The sequence below is a fragment of the Paenibacillus pini JCM 16418 genome, assembly GCF_000576305.1.
Taxonomy (GTDB): Bacteria; Bacillota; Bacilli; order Paenibacillales; family Paenibacillaceae; genus Paenibacillus_AQ; species Paenibacillus_AQ pini.
Genome location: NZ_BAVZ01000019.1, coordinates 38,477 through 60,216 on the forward strand (window position 1 = coordinate 38,477; position 21,740 = coordinate 60,216).

Genomic DNA, 21,740 nt, shown 5'->3' on the forward strand with positions numbered 1-21,740 from the left:
TTGCCTTCCTGATCTGACACCCTTATATTAAGAGTATAAATAATGATAAATGTTCGTGTTTTATGCATTTAAATCTATTATATTATGGGAAGGTGACTCTGCATGAAGAAATCAATTTTTCAAATAACCACAAGAACTGTGGTGACCATAGGCATCGGTGCAGCCCTATATGGAGCCACCAGCTTTATTGGAATTCCCGTGGGACCCGATACCTCGTTACGTCCGTCTATTGCTCTATTAGCGATCTTCGGTGCTTTATTCGGCCCGCTTGTAGCCTTATGGCTGGATTGATCGGTCACGTTTTGAATGACTTATTGACTAGTGGGACGGTATGGTGGGGATGGGCTTTAGGCTCAGGCATTACAGCGGCATTTATGGGACTCATTTATGTATCCAAAGGATTTGATCCACTTAACGGTCTCTATACTCGGAAGCATATTGGATTGTTTGTTGTATACGGTATTGTTGGACTAGCATTGTCTCTATTATTCTCGGGTTGGTTTGATATCGCATTCATGGGTGAGCCACTAACTAAAGAAATCACACAGGTTACAGCTGCATTTATCTCTAATGTTATTGTGTTCCTTGTGCTGGGTGTTCCAGCAGTCATTGGCTATGCCAAAAGAAATGCCAAAGTCAGCAACCTGAGCGTCAACAAGTAAGTATTGCGTTAACGAATAGGAGTTAGAAGTTATGAAGCCAATCATCTCGTTTCAACATTACGGATTTAAATATAAGAACCAGTCGGAACCGACTCTGAAGGATATCACCCTAGATGTTTATCCAGGGGAGAAGATTTGGATAGCCGGACCGAGTGGTTCAGGCAAGTCAACGTTAGCCCATTGTATCAATGGGCTAATTCCGTTTACCTATGGAGGAGAAACCAGCGGCAGCTTGATCGTTGGTGGTGAAGAGCCGGTAAACTTAAGTATTTTTGAACTCAGCCGCACGGTGGGAACAATCCTTCAGGATCAGGATTCCCAATTCGTCGGGCTTTCTGTGGGGGAAGATGTCGCTTTTGTTATGGAGAATAAAGCGCTGCCACGTGAGCAAATGAAGGTTGATGTTGTGACTGCACTCAATATGGTGGACATGCTTGATTATATTGAGCACAGTCCATATGAATTATCCGGTGGGCAGAAGCAGCATGTATCACTTGCTGGCGTGCTGTCCACAGATGCTGAAGTACTGCTATTCGATGAACCGCTCGCAAATTTAGATCCAGCTAGTGGACGACTCGCGATGCAGCTGATTGATGATATCCATCGTGATCGTGGTAAGACCATAATCATCATTGAACATCGGGTCGAAGATGTATTGCAGCAGCCTGTAGATCGTATTGTGCTGATGAATGAAGGAAGCATTGCGGTAGTGGGTACACCTGACGAAATATTATCCTCTGGTGTGCTGCGTCAATATGGTCTAAGGCCACCGCTGTATGCAGACGCGCTAGAGTATGCGGGGATTGCATTGGACGCTATTAAAGGACTAAGCATTCCGCAAAAGCTGGATGTGGCTGGGCTGAAGGACACGCTTAATGCGTGGAGTGAACGATCAGGTGTGAAGCCAGAGGGCGCGAGAAGAGAGCCCCTATTAAGTGCGCAGCAACTTACATTTGGATATAATCTAGAGCATCCTGTGGTTCGGGATGCATCGTTAAACATAGGTGCAGGTGAAATCGTCGCACTGCTTGGCAATAACGGCGCAGGTAAATCAACGTTATCGCAGCTCATTACCGGAATACTTAAGCCACAGTCCGGTAAGCTTACTTTTGCAGGTGAAGATATTAGTTCTTGGTCGATTCGCCGCCGAGGTGAGCAGATTGGCTATGTGATGCAAAATCCAAATCGGATGATTACACAGCATATGATTAGCGAAGAAGTGGGGCTTGGCCTCAAGGTTCGTGGAATCGCTGCTTCAGAAATTCAAGAGCGAGTTGAACAAGTGCTGAAGGTATGTGGACTATATGCTTTCCGCAATTGGCCTGTCTCGGCCTTGAGTTATGGTCAGAAGAAGCGACTGAGTATTGCTGCCATTCTTGTGCTAGAGCCAAAGCTAATTATCCTAGATGAGCCAACAGCTGGACAAGATTACCAGCATTACAAAGAATTTATGGATTTCATTCATACGCTGTCGGAGCAGGGTGTGGGCTTCCTGCTCATTACACATGACATGTACTTGGCGTTAGAATATGCAGACCGTGCGATTGTCTTACATGATGGCCGGATCATTGCTGAGGATACGGTAGCCGCTGTACTTAGTAATCAGGAAGTTACGTCTGCCGCCCGTCTGAAAGAAACGTCATTATCGTTGTTCGCCAAAGCTAACGATCTAACATCACCTGCTCAATTTGTGCAGGCGTTTATCAACGAAGAGAAAAAGGGGAAAGCCCATGAATAAAACAGGGAGCTTGTACGTTCCTGGAAATTCACTGTTTCATCGTCTAGATGGGGCAGTGAAATTGGTGTTGTTCTTATGCTGGACCGTGATGACCTATCTGTTTTTGGATTTGCGTGTGTTTGCTATTATGCTCATCGTGGGCATTGTGCTGCTCATAAGCGCAGGTCTCCCTTTCAAGCGGATCGCATTTTTGTTCTGGCTCATGATTACATTTACATTGTTGAATGCTGTTTTTATATTGCTGATTTCACCGAGGTTTGGGACAACGCTGACAGGGACAGATACGCCGCTTATTCCACTGGGATATGGCAAGATTAATGCAGAAACGTTGTTCTATGTCCTGACGCTCTCGGCAAAATATTTATCGCTCCTGCCCATAACGATTCTATGTATCTTCACCACACAGCCAAGTGCTTTTGCCGGAAGTCTGAACCGAATTGGTATTCCATATAAAATTTCCTATTCCGTTAGCATTGCGCTGCGCTACATTCCAGACTTAACGACAGAGTTTAAGACTACCTTGAACTCCATGCAAGCTCGGGGTATGGGTGTTACGAAGGAAGATGGTTCGATTTCGCAGCGACTACGTAATTTGGCAGCAGTTGTGGTGCCTGTGTTGCAGTCAGCTCTTCATCGTATTGATTCAGTCACCAATGCAATGGAACTACGAGGTTTCGGATCGAAGCGGAAGCGTACTTGGTACAGCGGTCAAGAGATGACGCCAATGGATTGGATTGTGGCTCTCATCTTCGTTATAGCTGCGACCATCGCCATTGTATTGAAAATAAATGTGTTAAAAGGTTTTTGGTATCCTTTTTAAGCCAAATCGGTAGGGGCTGAATTGTAGCTTATCTTGCTGGTCTAATTGTTCTAATATATAATGGGTAAGATCAAACGGCATGCGTGCCTAATTTAAATAACATTACCTAAAATGGGAGTTGTCATATACATGGCTTTGAAAGCTGGAATTGTCGGTTTGCCGAACGTTGGTAAATCCACGTTGTTTAATGCAATTACACAAGCGGGAGCTGAATCCGCTAACTATCCGTTCTGTACGATTGATCCGAACGTTGGCGTAGTTGAAGTTCCTGACGAGCGTCTCGATAAATTGACTGAGCTTGTTGTTCCTAAGAAAACGGTCCCTACTGCTTTTGAATTTGTTGATATTGCAGGTCTAGTACGTGGTGCAAGTAAGGGTGAAGGACTCGGTAACAAGTTCCTAGCTCATATCCGCGAAGTGGATGCGATTGTTCACGTCGTACGTTGCTTCGTAGATGAGAATGTAACCCATGTGGATGGTAAAGTAGATCCAATCAGTGACATTCAGACGATTAATCTTGAGCTAATTCTGGCGGATCTAGAGAGCGTAGAGAAGCGTATTGATCGTTCCCGTAAGAACCTAAAGGGCGGCAATAAACAATCGGCCATGGAAGTAGAAGTACTTGAGCGTGTTAAAGAAGCACTCTACAACGATATGCCTGCCCGCAGTATTGAGTTAACAGAAGATGAGAAAGCAATTATACGTGAGTTACACTTGTTGACGCTGAAGCCTGTGCTGTATGCAGCTAACGTTAGTGAGGAAGAAGTAGCAGATGCGGACAACAATCCTTTTGTACAAAAAGTGAAGGAATTCGCCTTAGCTGAGAATGCTGAAGTTGTTCCGATCAGTGCAAAAGTAGAAGCAGAGATTGCTGAACTTGAAGGCGAAGACAAAGCAATGTTCCTAGAAGAGCTTGGTCTAGAAGAGTCTGGCTTGAATCGCTTAATTAAAGCGGCTTACCGTCTACTTGGACTGTACACTTATTTTACAGCAGGTGTCCAAGAGGTGCGTGCGTGGACCATCCGTAATGGTACGAAGGCTCCTCAAGCTGCTGGTGTCATCCATACCGATTTCGAACGTGGATTTATTCGCGCCGAGGTTGTGTCTTATCATGATCTGACTGCTGCGGGTTCGATGAACGTAGCGAAGGAACGTGGACAAGTACGTTTGGAAGGTAAAGAGTATGTCGTTGCTGATGGCGACGTTATGCATTTCCGTTTTAACGTATAAGCATGCAAAATAGATAAATATGGCGAATCATTCGCTTTACAAAAAAACTGCCGGGAATATTCCCGGCAGTTTTTTTAGTGTACAACCTCAATATTATCATTCGTAGTGTCCAAATTGATTTTATAGTTTTCGTTTCCGAGGATGGCTGTAGAATCATCGTTATCATCTGTTTTTACCCATGATATATCGCCCTTAATAGATGCATTGCTCGTGTTCGCAGTCAGTTTAGCATTGGTATCCTTAGGAATTTTCAAATGAATGCTTGAGTTGGTCGTCTTGCAGTCCCAATCACCACCAATGGATGACTCCCCTTTGATGGAGCCGTTTGTGGTATGGGCAATAACTCCATTAGTAATCTGATTCAAGGTCATGGAAGCATTGGTAGTCGTAAGCTTAGCCGCGCCAGTGATGTTATTAACGACAATGGAGCCATTGGTCGACTTGGCAGATACATTGCCTGTAATATCTGTAAGATGTACTGAAGAATTCGAAGTAATGAACTCGGTTTCCCCAGCTATGTTATGAATGGTGAATGAGCCGTTACTTGATTTAGCATAGATGCTACCCGTAATATCAGTAAGCTTTACAGAAGCGTTGGACGTTCGAGCTGTAAAGTCTGAATCCAGTTGCTCCGCATTGATTGAGCCATCGCTAGTATCTACTTCAACCTTTAAATGACTAGGAACCTTTACATTTAAGTATGGTTCTTTAAGTGATAGAGCTATACCAATGTGTATTTGCGGGCCATTTCCTTCTAATTGCAGATTCAGAACATCCCCGGTTTGCTGAGTTTTCCATTGGGTCTTGAACTTTTCATCGGCTGCTGTCTGAGAAGAGGCATTGATGCTTAGATCTCCTTCATAGGACAAGGTTGACTCAGAGATTCCCGTTACATGAACTTTTCCTTCTGGTAAATGAATACGGACCACCTTAACACTATGATTAATGGGGATATTTCCTTGAGCATGACTTAGGTACCCCGGAGAGAATATGCTACTCCATCCGGGAAAAAGCGTTTGGGCTGAACTTGCTAGCAGGAGCAGAATCAGAATGACTATGGATAGGCCACCCATCCGGATTCGTTCTCCTGAATGCAGAACATTAGCTGTAATGAGTTCGATGCCTAGCATGATTAATAGTCCTGGCCATACATATTTCAATACTTCAAAAGTTAGGATATGACTCATCTGTAGTGCGATAATAACACCTACAGAGATCAATCCGAGCGAAATCGTCCATCTTCCGATTCTGCGGGTTGGTGTATGTGACTTTAGAGGAGTGTTCATATTTGACTACCTTCCTTGGTGCCCGGTTTCTTTTTGAGTAACCATAGGCCATAACCAATGAGTCCAAATGCAAGCAGTACGCTGCCAATGTCCTTTTGCATCATCCATGTCCATACACCTGGGAATATGTTCACGAAGAGCACCATCATACCTACGATGAGGCATCCTCCACCTAACCAAAATGGATTTAATCCGCTATCGCGTGAATATCCGTTCATAGCTATCCAGTCCCGTTCGGTCCAAGGGTAGCCAAAACTCTCTTGTCCCATCATCATCCGCTCATGTTCAGCAGCAGCAGCTCGAATCCAATTCACCCTTTGTAACGCATCAAACAGCTGATAGAACCAAAGAATGGATAGTGCAAATGGAAAAATCATAGGCATAGACTCGATCAGTACAATGCAGGTGCACGCTCCAATCATGATTTGTAGACCTTGGCGGTTAAATCCAAGATACAAATGGCCCAGACCCGGAATCATCGATAATATAAAGGTCAGCCATTTTCTCTTTTTATTCATCATGCTTATTCTCCTTTAATCAAAATGTGTTGTACTGAGTTCGATAAATGATGTGTTACTTCGGTCAGACCACTTCCTAGATGTTCAAATACTCCAAATTGAAACAATAGGAATGTAAGACAGGCCGCAATGGTGTAATGAACAAACATAGATCGCTGGGGACTAGCGTTGGTGGATTTATCTCTTGAACGTATTTTAGAAACAGGCATCTGCCTGATTTCCTGCATAACAGATGTAACCAAATCTGGAGCATCTTCAGAAAGGCTGCTGCTATCTTGCCACATACGGGACATGGCCATAACTTCATGAAGCCACTCCTGACATGACGGACAGGACTGAATATGTCTATCCATGATGAGGGAGGTTTCGGGCGACAGTTCATGGGCAACATAAGCAGCCATTTGATACTGAATAATATCGCAATTCATCGAAAATCCTCTCCTTTTTTACGCATCATTAGCTTTGCGCGATATAGTTGTGACTCAACTGTTTTGGTGGATATTCCTTGCCGACTCGCAATTTCCTGATAGGAACATTGATCAAAATAATAGAGTTTTATCGCCGATCTATAAGGCTCGGCCAGTTCGTTCACCATCTGATGGATGCGGCTGTTTGTTTCTTGAGACAATACAATATGTTCCGGGGTTTCTGCAGTCACCCAGTCATCCTCAGATACCTCGCTTGTACTCCGGCGGGATTGCTCTCGTTGATTGGCACGTTTATAGTCTAGACATTTGCGGACAGCAATTTGATAGAGCCAGGTGGAGAAAGAAGAGTCTTCGCGGAAGGCTGGCAGAGCTGAGTAAGCTTTAGTGAATATTTCCTGTGACAGGTCTTTGGCCGAGACTTCATCTGACGTAATTTTTAGGCATACATGATAAACCATGTTCTGATACCGCAGTACCAGAAATTTATAGGCTTCTTGGTGGCCGGACTTCACCGCCCTGATCCACTGTAACTCTTCCAGTCTTCTCCCCTCCTCCTGCTTCTTTTAAGTTAGACGCTACACCCTGCCATATCCCTGCAAGTCCGAATATAATATTTTGAAAAATACTTTTTCGCGTCTTCTGGCAGGCTGTTTTATCTCCAGCTAGCGGCCTCAGACCGAGTCAGATTTATAAAAGCTTGCAGCGCAGGTGACATCCATTTATCTGGATGGTACACCATCTGTGTAGCTACGCGGCAAGGAGAGTCATCCCAAGGAAGGCGAATAAGTTTCCCTGATTCAATTTCAGATCTGACGGAGACTAAGGGTAGGAGTGAAATGCCAAGACCGGCGATGACGCAATTCTTAATCGTTTCAATACTCCAAAACTCCAGGTCGCTGCTCTTGTAAATGCGCTGTGAGGCAAGATGATGCTCTAGCAATGCTCTATAGCTACATCCGGGTTCAGTGTGTAATAGAGATACATCTTTCAAGTCAAGAGTATCTACGCGTTCAAGTGCGGCAAGGGGATGTGAAGGTGGGGCAATGAGAGCCATCTGCTCCAGGGCCAGCGTTTCACAGTGTAGCTGGGTCTCGTCTAGCTCAGGCTCCAAAACAAAAGCAAGATCCAGATCGCCCATACTAATGAGGTTACGAAACATGCGGCATGCCCCGGGGCGTAGAATCAGCTTGACCTGCGGGTAGCGCTGGGTAAATGCATGAATGATGGCCGGTAAGCGGAAGGCGGCTAGCGATTCAGGAGCACCAATCGTTAAGGTTCCTGAGGGAATGGTGAGAGAGGATGTTAGATCGGTTACAGCTGTATCATGAAGTTCAAGTAATTTAATGGCATAGGGTAAAAGCTTCTGTCCCGCTTCGGTCAGTACCGTTTGTTTGCCGAGCCTATCGAATAAGCGTGTATGGAGTTCCTCTTCGAGAGCTTGAATTTGTGTAGTAACACTTGACTGGGCGTAGGAGAGTTGCTCGGCTGCTTTAGTGAAACCCCGAGTGTCGGCTACAACTTTAAAAGTATGTAAATGTTTTAGATCCATGTATAAAGCACTCCTTAGAAACAAGTTAAGTAGTGGGATTCGACCTTACCTATCCCAACCCATCGGAATTACCGATGGTATTTATCGATATAATCTATTTTACTGATAATAATACATTCTGATAAGATCATTGCAAGAAACTGATATTTTCTTGGAAATATACAAAGAATGAGATGATAAGATGTCGTTAATGGATCATAATTCAGAATCCGTTCAACAGAGCTCCGCACAAGCAGAACATCAGGGTACAAAACTATCACGAACGATAAAACTACCACAGGCGGTTGCATTATATATTGGAGCGGTGCTAGGTTCAGGTGTTTTAATCGTTCCTGGTGTTGTAGCAAATATATCCGGCCCGGCATCGCTTCTCGCTTGGGGACTTATGACTTTATTGGTACTCCCTATGGCGCTTGTTATGGGACTACTTTCGGCGCGTTTTCCGAATGCAGGTGGTGTATCCTCCTTTGTCACAAGGGCATACGGAAGCAAAGCGGGGACATTAGTAGGCTGGTTCTTCCTCATGTCAGTGCCCATTGGCGCTCCTGTTGCTGCGTTGACTGGAGCAGGGTATATGACAGCGGTGCTTGGACTTGGAGAGCAGGCCCGTATATGGATTGCCGTTTCCATGCTTGTCGTTGCACTTGGGGTTAACGTTGTAGGGATGAAGCTGGCCGGTGGCGTGCAGATCGTGGTTGTGGCAGCTATTCTACTCGTACTTGTGTTTGCCATTGTTGGTGCGGTTCCTAATGTGGAGTCCATCAACTTCACTCCGTTTATGCCGCATGGATGGGTCAGTGTGGGACAGAGCGCGGCGATCCTATTCTGGTGTTTTATTGGTTGGGAGGCGGTATCACATTTATCTGAAGAATTTGTTGAACCCCAGCGTGCAGCCGTTAAGGGTGTTACGATTGCGGCTATTATTGTAGGTATCCTTTATTTTCTGACTGCACTAGCAACCGTAGGTACACGTAGCTATGGTTTAGGAAGTTCAGATGCCTCATTAGTCATTGTAATCGAGAAGCTGCTTGGTCCCATAGGTGCACTAGTAGCAGGCATAACAGCCATGTTTATTTGTACGGCAACCGTGATTGCCTATGCAGGTGCCTCTTCTAGACTGGCATACGCACTGGCTAGACAAGGGGAAGCGCCTAGGTGGATGGGAAAAGTTTCGGATAAGTTTGGAACACCTACAGGAGGATTGGCTTTCCTGGCGGGTTGCTTTACGCTGGTGCTGGTGTTCTACGCAAGTGGTGCAGTATCGCTTACGAACCTGATTACCTTTCCCAACGCGACGTTTATTTTGACTTATTTAGGAGGCTGTGCGGCGGGAATTAAGCTATTGAGAGAGCATCCATGGGGACGGCGATTCAGTTGGCTTTCTTTTATATTGACGGCAGCGATCTTTCCTTTTGTAGGATGGGCTATTATTTATCCGCTTATGATCATAGGGGTGTATGTCATCGTTTCGCTGTGGCGTAGACGCAATCACATTTAGAATTAATTATTTGAATCTTCACCGTTTCTATGTATAGTAAATATTTATAATGTATGATATAATAAAAAGTCGTCTGTCCTCTATTCTGCGGAATAAGGGTTGCGGCCGATATTAAGTGAGTATACCTATTTAATGTAATTTGAAACGGGAGAGGTGAACCCCTTTGTTGGACCGATTACAATCCTTAGCAGGCCGTTATGAGAAACTAAGCGAGCTGCTCTGTGATCCAGACGTTACAAGTGATAACAAGCGACTTCGGGATTATTCCAAAGAACAATCTGACTTGCAGCCTGCTTATGAGGCTTTTACTGAATATAAAACGGTAGTGGAAGAGCTTGAAGCTGCGAAAGCAATGCAAGCAGAGAAGCTAGATGATGAAATGCGCGACATGGTCAAAATGGAAATCGATGAGCTGACAACGCGTCAAGCTGAACTTGATGACCGTATCCATGTACTTTTGATGCCGAAGGACCCGAACGATGAGAAGAACGTAATCGTGGAAATTCGCGGCGCGGCAGGTGGAGATGAAGCTGCGTTGTTCGCATCAGATTTATACCGTATGTACACCCGCTATGCTGATAATCAAGGCTGGCGCGTTGAGCTGATGGACGTTAATACGAACGACCTTGGTGGTTTTAAAGAGGTTATCTTCATGATTAACGGTCGTGGTGCTTATAGCAAAATGAAATACGAAAGCGGTGCACACCGTGTGCAGCGTATTCCAACAACCGAATCGGGAGGACGGATTCATACCTCCACGTCTACGGTAGCTGTTTTGCCAGAAGTGGAAGCTCTGGAAATTGAGATTCATGACAAAGATATCCGGGTAGATACATTCTGTTCCAGTGGTGCGGGCGGTCAGTCCGTTAATACGACGAAATCAGCTGTACGGGTAACGCATGTACCTACGGGGATTGTGGCAACTTGTCAGGATGGTAAATCTCAGAACTCGAATAAAGATAAGGCTCTTCAAGTACTGCGTGCTCGGATCTCGGATATGATGCGTCAGGAAGAAGATGCGAAACAAGCAGGCGAGCGCAAGAGTAAAGTCGGTACGGGTGACCGTAGTGAACGGATTCGTACGTACAACTTTCCACAGAGCCGCGTGACGGATCACCGCATTGGTTTGACCCTGCATAAGCTGGATCAAGTGATGAATGGTGAGATCGAGGAAATCATTTCGGCTCTGAACATTGCGGAGCAAGCTGAATTGATGGATAAAGGGGAATAATGCTTTGAAGCACAAAATGTTTGTGATGACACCAAAGCATAGCATAAGGGAAGCCTTCGCGGAGGCTTCTTCTTTTTTAACAGCGAGAGAGGTCACTGAACCGAAACGCAGTGCACAACTGCTGCTTGAGCATGTGCTGCACATTTCTGGTGCTGCCTATTATATGGCGCTGCCTGAACCTTTTCCGGCTGAGCGCAGACATGCTTGGGAGGAGATCATCAACCGCCGAGCTGCGGGAGAACCCGTGCAGTATATCACGGGGGAGCAAGAGTTTTATGGTATCCTCTTTGCGGTGACCCCAGATGTACTCATTCCTCGGCCGGAGACAGAGCTGCTTGTCGAGGGTATCATTGAGCAGGCCGCACGCCTATGGCCTGACGGCGACATGCCGCTCACTTGCGCCGACATCGGCACGGGGAGCGGCGCTATTGCCGTAACACTGGCGCTGCAGTCGCCGCAGTGGCAGGTCTTCGCCAGCGACATCTCCGCGGCGGCGCTTCAGGTTGCTGCGCGTAACGCTGAAGGCAGTGACGCGCAGGTTGCCTTTCGCGAAGGCAACCTGCTGGAGCCGTTCGCGGGCACTCCACTCGACATCATCGTGTCGAATCCGCCTTACATTCCTGCAGCTGACATTGACGGGCTGCAGCCTGAGGTGCGCGATCATGAGCCGCACACGGCCCTGGATGGCGGTACGGACGGGCTTGCCCCGTACCGCATCATGATGCAGCAGCTATCGCTGCTGCCTGCACCGCCCCGGCTCATTGGATTTGAGCTGGGGATGGGACAAGCGGGTGACGTAGCAGAATTGCTTCGTCAGGCAGGACACTGGGATGAGATTATCATCATCCCAGACCTTGCAGGTATTGATCGCCACGTGTTAGGCGTGTGTAATCATATCCTTTAGGGACTACGAAGAAGAGTGGCATGTGTTGCTTCCGCCTACATTACCAAACGAAAGGCGCAGTTATCTGCAGCCTTTCGTTTCCTTTTATGCCCATTTCATCTACAATGGAAATAATTGTGGAATATGGAAGGGCGGGCACCATGCGAAACAAATTGAAATGTATAGACTGGACTATCGTATTGATTTTACTTGCGCTGATGGTGATTAGCGTCTTATCTATACATAGTGTGACTTTTGATAAAGTGGATATGGCAGGTTTTTCTAGGAAGACCATTTATAATTACATTATAGGATTTGCTGCGTTTCTTATGTTTTCTTTGATTAATTATAAATTGCTGATTAAATACGCTTGGATTATTTATGCGTTTGGTATTATACTGCTGCTCTTTGCCCTGCTCGCAGGAAAAGAATATTATGGAGCCAAGGGTTGGATTTCAGTGGCTGGCATCAGTCTTCAGCCTGCGGAACTATTCAAGCTGTTTCTGGTCCTATTTATAGCTAGGCTGTTGTACAATAAGGAGAACCGAAAGCTGAGATTTTGGAAAGACATTGTGCCCATTGTATTCATGACGCTCATTCCGTGGCTTATTGTCATGAAGCAGAACGACTTGGGGAATGCTCTCAGTTATTTAACGATCTTGGCAGGACTCCTATGGATTGGTAACATTAAATATAGTCATGCCTTAATTGCTCTTGCAATTGTGGTAACAGCGGTCTTCGCAGGTATCCAATCTTATATTACCTACCATGATCAAGCGATGGCTTTATTTAAAAGCATTGGGAAAGATCATTGGATTGCTCGCTTTGACCCTTGGATTGTACCTGATTTGGCTACTGGCGATGCAAGCTATCAGACTAAAAATGCTAAGATTGCTATTGGTACTGGAGGCATTGAAGGTAAAGGGTACATGAAAGGCACGATGGTTCAAGGTGGACGTATCCCTCTGGCATTTGCAGATTCCATTTTTGTTCAAATTGCTGAGGAATATGGGTTTGTAGGCTCTTCCATACTCATGCTGCTCTATTTTATTTTGATACATCGTATGGTTCTAATCGCAATTGACTGCCGAGATCGCGCAGGTCCGCTAATTATCGCAGGGGTAATCACGATGTTTATTTATCAGATTTTTGTAAACATTGGTGCTTTTATCGGACTCATGCCGCTGACGGGGATTACGCTTCCTTTTATCAGCTATGGGGGAACCTCTGTATTAATCAACATGATCAGTGTAGGAATCGTGATGAGTATTCGTATTCATGGTCAAGAAGTAGAGGATGAACTGTCGCAGCTTAAACCAAGAGAACTTTGGTATGAAACGATTATTGGCCGAATTGGCTCATCAATCAGAAGCAAAATTAGGCATAACTAAGTTTGCTTAAGCATTCGGATCAGAGTTTTTAAAGGATCTATTTTCAAGGTGAGTAACCCTTCAATTTATGGATGGATTTATCAGGAATTGAATATCATGCGTCTCTTCCTATACAATAGACAAAGTGGACATCAGAGGTATGGGGGCAATAGACCCTTACAGGAGGATAGGATAGAGAATGCTTCAAAAATTTAAAAAAGTCGATTATGTCGTGGTATTTATTCTGTTAATGTTCATGGGGATTAGTATTGCGGCCATATACAGTGTTACGAATGACGTGCCGAAGTTCTCGGGTTCATCTAACAAAATGATTGTTTTTTACATCATATCCTTTGTAGCCTTTTTTGGAGTTATTCTATTTGATTACAAGCTGCTGATTAAATATGCCTTATATTTATACTTGTTTGGTATAGCGTTGCTCGGTATCGTCAATTTCATCGGCGGCGAAGTGAATGGTGCGCAAGGATGGATTAAGATCACTTCCTCGTTAACTTTTCAGCCGGCAGAGCTATTCAAGCTGATTTTAATTATATTTCTGTCCTACGTGCTGAATCGTAAAAAGAAAGCTAAACTCAGCTTTTGGCGTGACGTGGTACCCATCGGGCTGTTGACTTTTGTGCCCTTCGTCCTCGTTATGCTTCTGAATGACTTAGGTAATGCATTGAGTTATGTGCTCATTTTACTTGGGCTACTCTGGATTGGTAACGTTAAATTTTTGCATGCGCTAATTGGGTTTGTGGTTCTTAGTGCCGTTGCTATCGGAGGTATTTTCTCCTATATTCATTTTCATGATAATATTACAAAATTTCTAACGGATATCCACCGTCAACACTGGACTGAGCGGATTGATCCTTGGCTTGTACCCGATGAAGCGACACCTAAGGCGGTCTATCATACAAAGAATGCTAAGCTTGCTATCGCTTCGGGTGGCATGGTTGGTGAGGGCTATATGAAAGGGAGCTCGGTGCAGTCTGGACGAGTGCCGTATTCGTATTCCGACTCTATATTTGTAGAGATCGCAGAGGAATTTGGCTTTGTCGGATCTTCCATATTGCTATTGCTGTATTTTATATTAATCCATCGTATGATTCTGATTTGTTTGGAATGCCGCGACCGTGCAGGACCTTTCTTAATTGTGGGTATTGTGGCGATGTTACTCTATCAAATTTTTGAGAATATCGGGGCCTTTATCGGCATTATGCCGCTGACGGGGATCACCCTTCCCTTTATCAGTTACGGGGGAACGTCGCTGCTTATTAATATGATTAGTGTTGGTATTGTAATGAGTGTACGTGTACATGGTCATGAGGTTGAAGATGATGTTGTGGCTAAGTCTAAGAAATAGGGATATAAAGTTGAGAAATACATGATTGGAAGCCGCTCATTCGGTTTGAATGAACGGCTTTTTTGTGTTCAACATGGAATTAAACCTTGTATAGGGAATGATCAAATAAAGTTTTTAATTTTAATAGATTACGAGGTTTATTCTCTACCAGATCCGGACAGAATGATAGATATCATAGATGTTTGGTAGAGAGGGGTTTACATCATGCGCAATTATAATATAGGGAATCTCCGCAGTGACAAACTGCGTTCAATGGTTAAGGATACAGTCATTATCATGTGTATATTATTCATGCTGGTTGTGTCGTGGGATGCACAGAAGACAGATGCTGCAGTAGCAGAGGGATCTATTCCACAAGAGTCCATCCGGCTACGTATTCTAGCTAACTCAGACAGTACAACGGATCAACTTGTAAAACGTGAGATTCGGGACGCAGTTGTGGCGGAGATGAACAGCTGGGTAAAAGAACTAGAAGATCCACAAAGTCTCGATCAAGCGCGCGCGACGATTCGTGAACATATGTCTGAGCTGAACATGTTAGTAAGTCGTGAACTGAGCGAACGTGATTTTCATTATGGCTATGATATCGATCTTGGCATCGTTCCTTTTCCAACTAAATTGTATGGAGGAACGGTATATCCAGCGGGAAATTATGAGGCACTTCGGATTACCCTTGGTGAAGGTAGTGGACAGAACTGGTGGTGTGTTCTATTTCCGCCATTGTGCTTCATTGATGCGGGGAGCGGGGATGCTGCGGCTCAGCCTGTAACAACGAAGGATAAGAATACAGTCAAGAACGATATGGTTATCAAGGTCAAAGCTGATGCGAAGTCGAGTGAATTACAGCAGACAGCAGATGGTGGGAAGAGTATCCAAGCTGCTACTCAGAAGGTGGCTGAGACCAAACAGGCTGAACCGCAGGTTCGATTCTTTTTGTGGGATTTACTCATTTCGATTATGGATTGGTTAAAGTCATTATTCTAGAAGGTTAATCTGAATTCGTGTAGGGGCAGGATTTTATGATAAACTATAGGCAAAGAGGATGGACGGGTGCTTGAATCAACGCGCTGAGAATACAGAAGGAGCTGTATTCTCAGGTGGGATTGGGCGCTTTTTTTCATGTAAACAATACATTTAGCAGAAAGACTGGGATAGATCATGGATGATAAGCTTAATGTTAACGAAACGGGAAATGACAAAATGACTACCGTTTGTTGGGATATGAAGTCGGAAATAATAGCAGAACATACAGATAATGATCCATTACAATTGGCTTTGGAGGAGGCTGCAGCATTGCTGCAAAGAGGCGATATTGTAGCCTTTCCTACGGAAACAGTGTATGGATTGGGAGCAAATGCACGGATGACGGAAGCGGTAGAAGCCGTGTTTCGGGCAAAAGGCAGACCATCGGACAACCCGCTAATTGTTCACATCGCAGATGTGAAGCAGCTGGATGAAATGGTTGTGTCCGTAGATAATACGTCACGCCGTCTCATGGAAGCCTTCTGGCCTGGACCCTTAACGTTGGTGCTGCCAGTTAAACCAGATGTGCTGTCGCCGCGGGTGACAGCAGGACTGGATACCGTGGCAATACGAATGCCTGATCATCCGATTGCACTTCGTCTAATCGCTAGAGCTAATTGCCCGGTAGCAGCTCCAAGCGCGAATCGTTCAGGAAGGCCGAGCCCTACTCTCGCTAGTCATGTACTAGAGGATTTGGAAGGGCATATAGCTGGTATTGTGGATGGCGGCGCAACCGGGGTGGGCGTAGAATCTACCGTAGTTCAGGTACAACCGAATGGATCTGTTCTGGTGCTCCGACCTGGAGGTATTACACTAGAACAACTGAGAAATGTAGCGGGTGTGGATATAGTAACAGACCCGGGTATTACGGCTGCTCCACATGGAGAGAATCAAGCTCCACGATCACCGGGCATGAAATATACGCATTATGCACCCAAAGGAAAGTTAACTCTCGTACAGGGAGATTCTCCTTCGGGGGTAGCAGATTTGATTACGAGTCACTTAAAGGAAGCGACCAGTAGGGGAGAAAAGACGGGACTACTTGTATTCGACGAGCATGTGAATCTCTATTGTGGTTCCGTGGTAAGCAGCCTTCAGTCTATGGGAAGTCTATCTCATTTAGAGACAGCAGCTCACAGGTTGTACGCTATTCTTCGCCAAATGGATGATGAAGACGTGACGTTTATTTTATCGGAGACCTGTCCTGAAGAGGGCTTGGGCGCAGCTGTTATGAATCGTCTTCAGAAAGCTGCAGGTATGGCGGTAATTCAATTGAACTCTTAAAAGGGATTCATTGTTCAAGACATGATTAGCCACTTGTCCGCATATGGTTGTACAAGAACCTAATGGACATGGAGGAATATTCATGCTTGAGACTTCTGCTGGCTATGGGCAGCTTATTACTATTTTAATTATGGCTGTAGCATTAGGGATGGATGCGTTCTCCTTGGGAATTGGCATTGGAATGAAGGGTATTCGGCTGCTGCATGTGTTGAAAATTAGCTTGTTAATTGGTTTTTTTCACATTGTAATGCCGTTACTAGGAATGTTTACCGGACAATATGTCAGCTCATTGTTGGGACAGGTTACGACTTATGTAGCATGCGGGCTATTAGTTCTGTTAGGTGGGCACATGATACTGAACTCTTTCCGTGGAGGGGAGAATCGGATGATTGACCACCGAACTTTTCTTGGCATGCTGCTATTTTCACTTAGTGTGAGTGTAGACTCTTTTTCTGTAGGTGTTACCCTTGGCATGTTTCAAAGTGATCTTATATTAACCGTGTTAGCTTTTGGTCTATGCGGTGCCGGTATGTCGATTTTAGGTCTTCTTCTTGGTCGGCGAGTGAGCCGCAATTTAGGAGACTATGGAGAAGCGCTAGGTGGAGCCATTTTAATTGCATTTGGTCTCTTGTTTATCTTTTGATACAATATGCGCACAAGGAACTTCTAGGAGGTGCGTTAAACGTGAAGCATATTTTATTTGTATGTACGGGGAACACGTGCCGCAGTCCTATGGCTGAAGCGCTGCTTCGCAAATTGGCGACGGAACGTGGTATTTCGCTTGAAGTCCGCTCTGCGGGTGTTGCTGCTATGGAAGGGACTTCGATTTCGCATCATGCTGAGGCCGTGTTACGAGACCATGAAATTTATGACTCATTAACTTCATCATCGCTGAGATCCGAAACGGTAGAATGGTCAGATCTGATATTGACATTAACGGGTTCGCATAAGCAGCATGTCATTCATAACTTTCCGCATGCTGCAGATAAGACCTTTACCCTGAAAGAGTTCACTGAAGACGACGAAAGGTACTTAAGGATTTGCAGGAACTAGACAGCCTATACGCATCTTGGGAATTAAAAAGAGCGCTTGGTCAACCGCTAGAGAATGCAGAGCGCGAACGAATTATTGAAATTCAGCAACGAATACCTAGCTTTGATATTTCGGATCCATTTGGAGGATCGAAGGACGATTATGATATCACTGCAGGGGAAATTCGCACGGCTCTCGATAGGCTGCTAGACAAACTATAAGAATTTAGCGATGAAAGACTAATTTTCGCATTGATTTTCGATACCGATTGTTTTATGATTATGATGAAAAACATCGGTTTCAGTGTAACTGGCGACAATCGTGGATCAAACCACAATGGAGCACTGGAATATACGGCCGGTCGCCTGGGCAAAAGAGCAATTCTGCAGTTTACTGCGGGATGCTCTTTTTTCGTCTTGTGGCTCTCGAATAGGTATAATGATCGAAGAAGTCATAAAAGTGCGAAATTTAGGGAGGTTTTTCGAAAGATGAACATTGCAGTTGGAACAGATCATGGTGGCGTACGTTTGAAACAAGACATCATTGCTGTCATTCAGGAGTTGGGTCATGAGGTAATCGATGTGGGATGTGGTTGTACAGATTCCGTTGATTATCCTGATTATGCCCTTCCGGTATGTGAGCAGGTTACGGCAGGTACGGCAGACCGGGGCATCCTGATCTGTGGAACGGGTATTGGCATGAGTATTGCCGCTAATAAAGTGCCTGGTATCCGCTGCGCCCTAGTGCATGATGTATTCTCGGCCAAAGCAACACGGGAACATAACGATTCCAACGTCCTAGCCATGGGCGAACGTGTAATTGGTCCAGGACTTGCACAGGAGATTGTGAAAGCTTGGCTGAATACGGATTTTAGTGAGGGCGAACGCCACATTGGCCGCGTCAATAAGATCAAAGCGATCGAAGAACGATATCTGCGTGATTAAGGAGGTTCATTTATGAAGCTTAAGTACGAAGGTAAAGCATCTGATTTGTCCTTAAAAGAACAGGTGAAGATCGTTCTGAGTGAAGTGGTTGAGATTGCGCGGTTAGGTCCGGGCAAGGTGCTGGTCATCGGGACCAGCACAAGTGAAGTAGCGGGCCAGCACATCGGGACATCCGGTGCGCTTGATGTAGCTAACGAGCTGCTACAAGGTATCGAAGAAATCCGCAGCGAGGTTGGTTTCGCTGTCGCCTTTCAGTGCTGCGAACATTTGAACCGCGCACTGGTCATGGAGCGTACCTTGCTGGAGCAATTGCGACTTACAGAAGTTGCGGCAATACCGGTGCCTAAAGCGGGAGGCTCTATGGGTTCCGCGGCGTACCTTTCGTTCAGTAGCCCATGTCTTGCAGAGGCTATTGAAGCTGATGCGGGCATCGATATTGGCGAGACGCTCATCGGTATGCATTTGCGCCGCGTCGCAGTTCCATTTCGGCCGAGCATTCGTTATATCGGAGAGGCGCGAGTAAATGCGGCGTTTACCCGTCCGAAGTTAATTGGTGGGGAACGTGCGGTTTACCGCTTAGAAACGGATTCAGGGCGAGAGATACACTCAAATGGTTTGAACGAAGGCAATGCACATCTTTGCGATTAATGAACTTAAATGTTAGCAAGTCGATAATGTACGAACATATTAAGGGAGGAATTTTAATCATGGATCAACTACGTAAGCAAGACCCTGCAGTACTGGAAGCGATGGATCTAGAATTGAAGCGCCAACGTAGCAATATTGAACTGATTGCTTCTGAGAACATTGTAAGTGAAGCGGTTATCGAAGCAATGGGTTCTGTACTGACTAACAAGTATGCTGAAGGATATCCTGGTAAACGTTACTATGGCGGCTGCGAGCGCGTCGATATTGTTGAAGACATTGCCCGTGATCGTGCTAAAGAATTGTTCGGCGCTGAACATGTAAACGTACAGCCTCACTCTGGCGCACAAGCAAACATGGCTGTTTATCTTGCAGCTCTTAAACCAGGCGATACCGTTCTAGGTATGAACTTGGCACATGGGGGTCACTTGACTCACGGTAGCCCTGTAAATGCTTCGGGTCTCCTGTATAACTTCGTAGCTTACGGCGTACAGGAAGATACATTCCTGATTGATTATGATGAAGTTCGTAAACTAGCATTTAAACACCGTCCTCGTATGATCGTTGCTGGTGCTAGTGCTTATCCGCGTGCGATTGATTTTGAAGCTCTGTCTTCCATTGCTAATGATGTGGGTGCATTGTTTATGGTTGATATGGCTCATATTGCTGGCCTCGTGGCAGCAGGCCTTCACCAAAGTCCAGTTCCTTACGCACACTTTGTAACAACAACAACACATAAAACACTTCGCGGACCACGTGGAGGTATGATTCTTTGCAAACAGGCATGGGCCCAAGCTATTGATAAAGCTGTATTCCCTGGTTCCCAAGGTGGACCATTGATGCACGTGATCGCTTCCAAAGCAGTAGCTTTAGGCGAAGCACTTCAACCATCTTTTAAAACCTATGCTGAGAACGTGATTAAGAATGCTAGAGTACTTGCAGAGACGCTCGTAAGCGAAGGACTTAACATTGTATCTGGCGGTACAGATAACCACTTAATGCTTGTTGATACACGTAGCGTAAATACGACAGGTAAAGTGGCTGAGAAAGTACTAGATTCAGTCGGCATTACTGTAAATAAGAACGCGATTCCTTTTGATCCAACAAGTCCATTTGTAACGAGCGGTATCCGTATTGGTACACCAGCAGCTACTTCACGTGGTATGGATGAAGCAGCAATGGTTGAAATCGGTAAGATTATTGCTCTGACTCTCAAAAATCCAGAAGATGAGGCTGTATTGTCTGAAGCTGCAACTAGAGTTAAGGCACTTACGGATCAATATCCGCTATATCCAGAATTGAAATACTAATAGTCTTACTTTTCTATGCTAGGGTTGGAGCTTGTTCTCCAGCCCTTTTTTTGTGCGGTATACATCATTTGAACCGAATGTAATCCCTGAAAAATATCTCATTTTAATCTGAAATAGCTTAGGTTTATACGAATGAGGAGATTGGCGAAAATAAACATGTCTTATGTAGGTGTAATTTCAATAAAGGGAATGATATAATAAATAAGATTTGTGTACCTATACGTAGCATAAGTGCCATTTACATCATTAAGACATACGAATTAGCCGGAGGGACATAACATGGGAAAATTGGTGATTTGCGACCACCCTTTGATTCAACACAAGCTGACATTTATCCGCGATGTGCGGACCAACACGAAAGATTTTAGAGAACTTGTCGATGAAGTTGCCTCTTTAATGGCTTATGAAATTACGCGGGAAGTTCCTCTTGAGTCGATTACGGTTCAAACGCCTGTGGCTGAAATGGAAAGCAAGGTCATTTCTGGCCGCATGCTAGGACTTATTCCGATTCTACGTGCAGGTCTTGGTATGCTCGATGGTATGCTGAAGCTAATTCCTGCAGCAAAAGTAGGGCATGTAGGTCTTTTTCGTGACCCGGACACGCTGCAACCCGTAGAATATTATACGAAGCTTCCTACGGATGTAACGGAACGGGAGCTTATCGTAATCGATCCCATGCTGGCAACAGGCGGATCAGCTATCGCTGCAATTGACGTATTGAAGAAGCGTGGTTGTACTCAGATCAAGATGATGAATCTGATCGCAGCTCCAGAAGGTGTAAAAGCTGTACAAGAAGCACATCCGGATGTTGATATTTATGTCGCTGCACTCGATGAAAAACTGGATGATCATGGTTATATTGTTCCAGGATTGGGCGATGCCGGAGACCGATTGTACGGAACCAAGTGAAAAGAGGTAATAAA

At 45.1% G+C, this 21,740-nt stretch carries 20 protein-coding genes, 2 pseudogenes and 1 riboswitch; of the genes and pseudogenes, 17 read left to right on the forward strand and 5 right to left on the reverse strand.

The annotated features are described in order from the left end of the window. The first annotated feature begins 102 nt into the window (after nucleotides 1-102). From JCM16418_RS19505 to ychF, 4 genes and pseudogenes are all read left to right on the forward strand, one after another. Nucleotides 103-662, forward strand: a pseudogene (locus tag JCM16418_RS19505) (ECF-type riboflavin transporter substrate-binding protein). 31 nt (nucleotides 663-693) lie between these two features. Further along, complete coding sequence (locus JCM16418_RS19510) at nucleotides 694-2,400, forward strand: ABC transporter ATP-binding protein (RefSeq protein ID WP_036652367.1); 1,707 nt, start codon at nucleotides 694-696, stop codon at nucleotides 2,398-2,400. After that, the gene (locus JCM16418_RS19515) at nucleotides 2,393-3,220 is read left to right on the forward strand and encodes an energy-coupling factor transporter transmembrane component T family protein (RefSeq protein WP_036652369.1); all 828 of its coding nucleotides are present in this window, start codon (nucleotides 2,393-2,395) and stop codon (nucleotides 3,218-3,220) included. Before JCM16418_RS19510 ends, JCM16418_RS19515 begins: the two co-directional genes overlap by 8 nt. A gap of 129 nt (nucleotides 3,221-3,349) precedes the next feature. Beyond that, nucleotides 3,350-4,450 (forward strand): redox-regulated ATPase YchF, encoded by a 1,101-nt coding sequence (ychF, locus tag JCM16418_RS19520; protein WP_036652370.1) that lies wholly within the window; start codon nucleotides 3,350-3,352, stop codon nucleotides 4,448-4,450. Nucleotides 4,451-4,524: 74 nt separating this feature from the next. Here ychF and JCM16418_RS19525 read toward each other — a convergent pair whose 3' ends face one another. From JCM16418_RS19525 to JCM16418_RS19545, 5 genes are all read right to left on the reverse strand, one after another. Further along, nucleotides 4,525-5,736 (reverse strand): hypothetical protein, encoded by a 1,212-nt coding sequence (locus JCM16418_RS19525; RefSeq protein WP_036652372.1) that lies wholly within the window; start codon nucleotides 5,734-5,736, stop codon nucleotides 4,525-4,527. Continuing rightward, the gene (locus JCM16418_RS19530) at nucleotides 5,733-6,257 is read right to left on the reverse strand and encodes a hypothetical protein (RefSeq protein WP_036652374.1); all 525 of its coding nucleotides are present in this window, start codon (nucleotides 6,255-6,257) and stop codon (nucleotides 5,733-5,735) included. Before JCM16418_RS19530 ends, JCM16418_RS19525 begins: the two co-directional genes overlap by 4 nt. Before the next feature lie 2 nt (nucleotides 6,258-6,259). Beyond that, the gene (locus JCM16418_RS19535; protein ID WP_036652376.1) at nucleotides 6,260-6,682 is read right to left on the reverse strand and encodes an anti-sigma factor family protein; all 423 of its coding nucleotides are present in this window, start codon (nucleotides 6,680-6,682) and stop codon (nucleotides 6,260-6,262) included. Beyond that, nucleotides 6,679-7,221, reverse strand: coding sequence for an RNA polymerase sigma factor (locus JCM16418_RS19540; RefSeq protein ID WP_081765517.1), 543 nt, complete (start codon nucleotides 7,219-7,221; stop codon nucleotides 6,679-6,681). The genes JCM16418_RS19535 and JCM16418_RS19540 overlap by 4 nt, the downstream gene beginning before the upstream one ends. Nucleotides 7,222-7,334: 113 nt before the next feature. Further along, nucleotides 7,335-8,231, reverse strand: a complete 897-nt coding sequence (locus tag JCM16418_RS19545) for a LysR family transcriptional regulator (protein WP_036652379.1) — start codon at nucleotides 8,229-8,231, stop codon at nucleotides 7,335-7,337. A 190-nt stretch (nucleotides 8,232-8,421) separates the two neighbouring features. Here JCM16418_RS19545 and JCM16418_RS19550 point away from each other — a divergent pair, with 190 nt between their 5' ends. The 13 genes and pseudogenes from JCM16418_RS19550 (at nucleotide 8,422) to upp (ending at nucleotide 21,726) form a co-directional block, all read left to right on the forward strand. Continuing rightward, on the forward strand, nucleotides 8,422-9,729 hold the full coding sequence (locus JCM16418_RS19550) for an APC family permease (RefSeq protein ID WP_052020590.1): 1,308 nt from the start codon (nucleotides 8,422-8,424) through the stop codon (nucleotides 9,727-9,729). Nucleotides 9,730-9,892: 163 nt separating this feature from the next. After that, entirely contained in the window at nucleotides 9,893-10,960 is a 1,068-nt protein-coding gene (gene prfA, locus JCM16418_RS19555) for a peptide chain release factor 1 (RefSeq protein WP_036652382.1), read from the forward strand. Nucleotides 10,961-10,976: 16 nt separating this feature from the next. Further along, nucleotides 10,977-11,864 carry a peptide chain release factor N(5)-glutamine methyltransferase gene (gene prmC, locus JCM16418_RS19560; RefSeq protein ID WP_172679253.1) on the forward strand — a complete coding sequence of 296 codons (888 nt, stop codon included), beginning with the start codon at nucleotides 10,977-10,979 and terminating at the stop codon, nucleotides 11,862-11,864. 140 nt (nucleotides 11,865-12,004) lie between these two features. After that, nucleotides 12,005-13,234, forward strand: coding sequence for an FtsW/RodA/SpoVE family cell cycle protein (locus JCM16418_RS19565; protein WP_036652385.1), 1,230 nt, complete (start codon nucleotides 12,005-12,007; stop codon nucleotides 13,232-13,234). Nucleotides 13,235-13,412: 178 nt separating this feature from the next. Then, on the forward strand, nucleotides 13,413-14,579 hold the full coding sequence (locus tag JCM16418_RS19570) for an FtsW/RodA/SpoVE family cell cycle protein (protein WP_036652387.1): 1,167 nt from the start codon (nucleotides 13,413-13,415) through the stop codon (nucleotides 14,577-14,579). Nucleotides 14,580-14,783: 204 nt separating this feature from the next. Further along, entirely contained in the window at nucleotides 14,784-15,563 is a 780-nt protein-coding gene (gene spoIIR / locus JCM16418_RS19575; RefSeq protein WP_052020584.1) for a stage II sporulation protein R, read from the forward strand. 237 nt (nucleotides 15,564-15,800) lie between these two features. Further along, complete coding sequence (locus tag JCM16418_RS19580) at nucleotides 15,801-16,886, forward strand: L-threonylcarbamoyladenylate synthase (protein WP_242403924.1); 1,086 nt, start codon at nucleotides 15,801-15,803, stop codon at nucleotides 16,884-16,886. 82 nt (nucleotides 16,887-16,968) lie between these two features. Continuing rightward, nucleotides 16,969-17,529, forward strand: a complete 561-nt coding sequence (locus JCM16418_RS19585) for a manganese efflux pump MntP (protein ID WP_036652388.1) — start codon at nucleotides 16,969-16,971, stop codon at nucleotides 17,527-17,529. A gap of 41 nt (nucleotides 17,530-17,570) precedes the next feature. Then, nucleotides 17,571-18,139 (forward strand): annotated as a pseudogene (locus tag JCM16418_RS26460) (low molecular weight protein arginine phosphatase). A gap of 74 nt (nucleotides 18,140-18,213) precedes the next feature. Next, nucleotides 18,214-18,296, forward strand: a riboswitch (ZMP/ZTP riboswitch). A gap of 110 nt (nucleotides 18,297-18,406) precedes the next feature. After that, complete coding sequence (rpiB, locus tag JCM16418_RS19595; protein WP_036652390.1) at nucleotides 18,407-18,862, forward strand: ribose 5-phosphate isomerase B; 456 nt, start codon at nucleotides 18,407-18,409, stop codon at nucleotides 18,860-18,862. Between the two features lie 12 nt (nucleotides 18,863-18,874). Then, nucleotides 18,875-19,510 carry a TIGR01440 family protein gene (locus JCM16418_RS19600; protein WP_052020586.1) on the forward strand — a complete coding sequence of 212 codons (636 nt, stop codon included), beginning with the start codon at nucleotides 18,875-18,877 and terminating at the stop codon, nucleotides 19,508-19,510. Nucleotides 19,511-19,569: 59 nt separating this feature from the next. Next, a complete protein-coding gene (gene glyA / locus JCM16418_RS19605) occupies nucleotides 19,570-20,817 on the forward strand; it encodes a serine hydroxymethyltransferase (protein WP_162832484.1) in 1,248 nt (415 codons plus the stop codon). A 279-nt stretch (nucleotides 20,818-21,096) separates the two neighbouring features. Continuing rightward, complete coding sequence (upp, locus tag JCM16418_RS19610; protein WP_036652392.1) at nucleotides 21,097-21,726, forward strand: uracil phosphoribosyltransferase; 630 nt, start codon at nucleotides 21,097-21,099, stop codon at nucleotides 21,724-21,726. The last annotated feature ends 14 nt before the right edge of the window (nucleotides 21,727-21,740 follow it).

Bases quoted from the DNA above. Each gene is read 5' to 3' on its own strand.
- JCM16418_RS19530 (WP_036652374.1), bottom strand. From the start codon at position 6,257: ATGATGAATAAAAAGAGAAAATGGCTGACCTTTATATTATCGATGATT.
- JCM16418_RS19580 (WP_242403924.1), top strand. From the start codon at position 15,801: ATGAAGTCGGAAATAATAGCAGAACATACAGATAATGATCCATTACAA.
- spoIIR (WP_052020584.1), top strand. From the start codon at position 14,784: ATGCGCAATTATAATATAGGGAATCTCCGCAGTGACAAACTGCGTTCA.
- JCM16418_RS19510 (WP_036652367.1), top strand. From the start codon at position 694: ATGAAGCCAATCATCTCGTTTCAACATTACGGATTTAAATATAAGAAC.
- JCM16418_RS19515 (WP_036652369.1), top strand. From the start codon at position 2,393: ATGAATAAAACAGGGAGCTTGTACGTTCCTGGAAATTCACTGTTTCAT.
- JCM16418_RS19550 (WP_052020590.1), top strand. From the start codon at position 8,422: ATGGATCATAATTCAGAATCCGTTCAACAGAGCTCCGCACAAGCAGAA.
- JCM16418_RS19545 (WP_036652379.1), bottom strand. From the start codon at position 8,231: ATGGATCTAAAACATTTACATACTTTTAAAGTTGTAGCCGACACTCGG.
- upp (WP_036652392.1), top strand. From the start codon at position 21,097: ATGGGAAAATTGGTGATTTGCGACCACCCTTTGATTCAACACAAGCTG.
- prmC (WP_172679253.1), top strand. From the start codon at position 10,977: ATGTTTGTGATGACACCAAAGCATAGCATAAGGGAAGCCTTCGCGGAG.
- JCM16418_RS19535 (WP_036652376.1), bottom strand. From the start codon at position 6,682: ATGAATTGCGATATTATTCAGTATCAAATGGCTGCTTATGTTGCCCAT.
- glyA (WP_162832484.1), top strand. From the start codon at position 19,570: ATGGATCAACTACGTAAGCAAGACCCTGCAGTACTGGAAGCGATGGAT.
- JCM16418_RS19525 (WP_036652372.1), bottom strand. From the start codon at position 5,736: ATGAACACTCCTCTAAAGTCACATACACCAACCCGCAGAATCGGAAGA.
- rpiB (WP_036652390.1), top strand. From the start codon at position 18,407: ATGAACATTGCAGTTGGAACAGATCATGGTGGCGTACGTTTGAAACAA.
- JCM16418_RS19585 (WP_036652388.1), top strand. From the start codon at position 16,969: ATGCTTGAGACTTCTGCTGGCTATGGGCAGCTTATTACTATTTTAATT.
- ychF (WP_036652370.1), top strand. From the start codon at position 3,350: ATGGCTTTGAAAGCTGGAATTGTCGGTTTGCCGAACGTTGGTAAATCC.
- JCM16418_RS19570 (WP_036652387.1), top strand. From the start codon at position 13,413: ATGCTTCAAAAATTTAAAAAAGTCGATTATGTCGTGGTATTTATTCTG.
- JCM16418_RS19600 (WP_052020586.1), top strand. From the start codon at position 18,875: ATGAAGCTTAAGTACGAAGGTAAAGCATCTGATTTGTCCTTAAAAGAA.
- JCM16418_RS19565 (WP_036652385.1), top strand. From the start codon at position 12,005: ATGCGAAACAAATTGAAATGTATAGACTGGACTATCGTATTGATTTTA.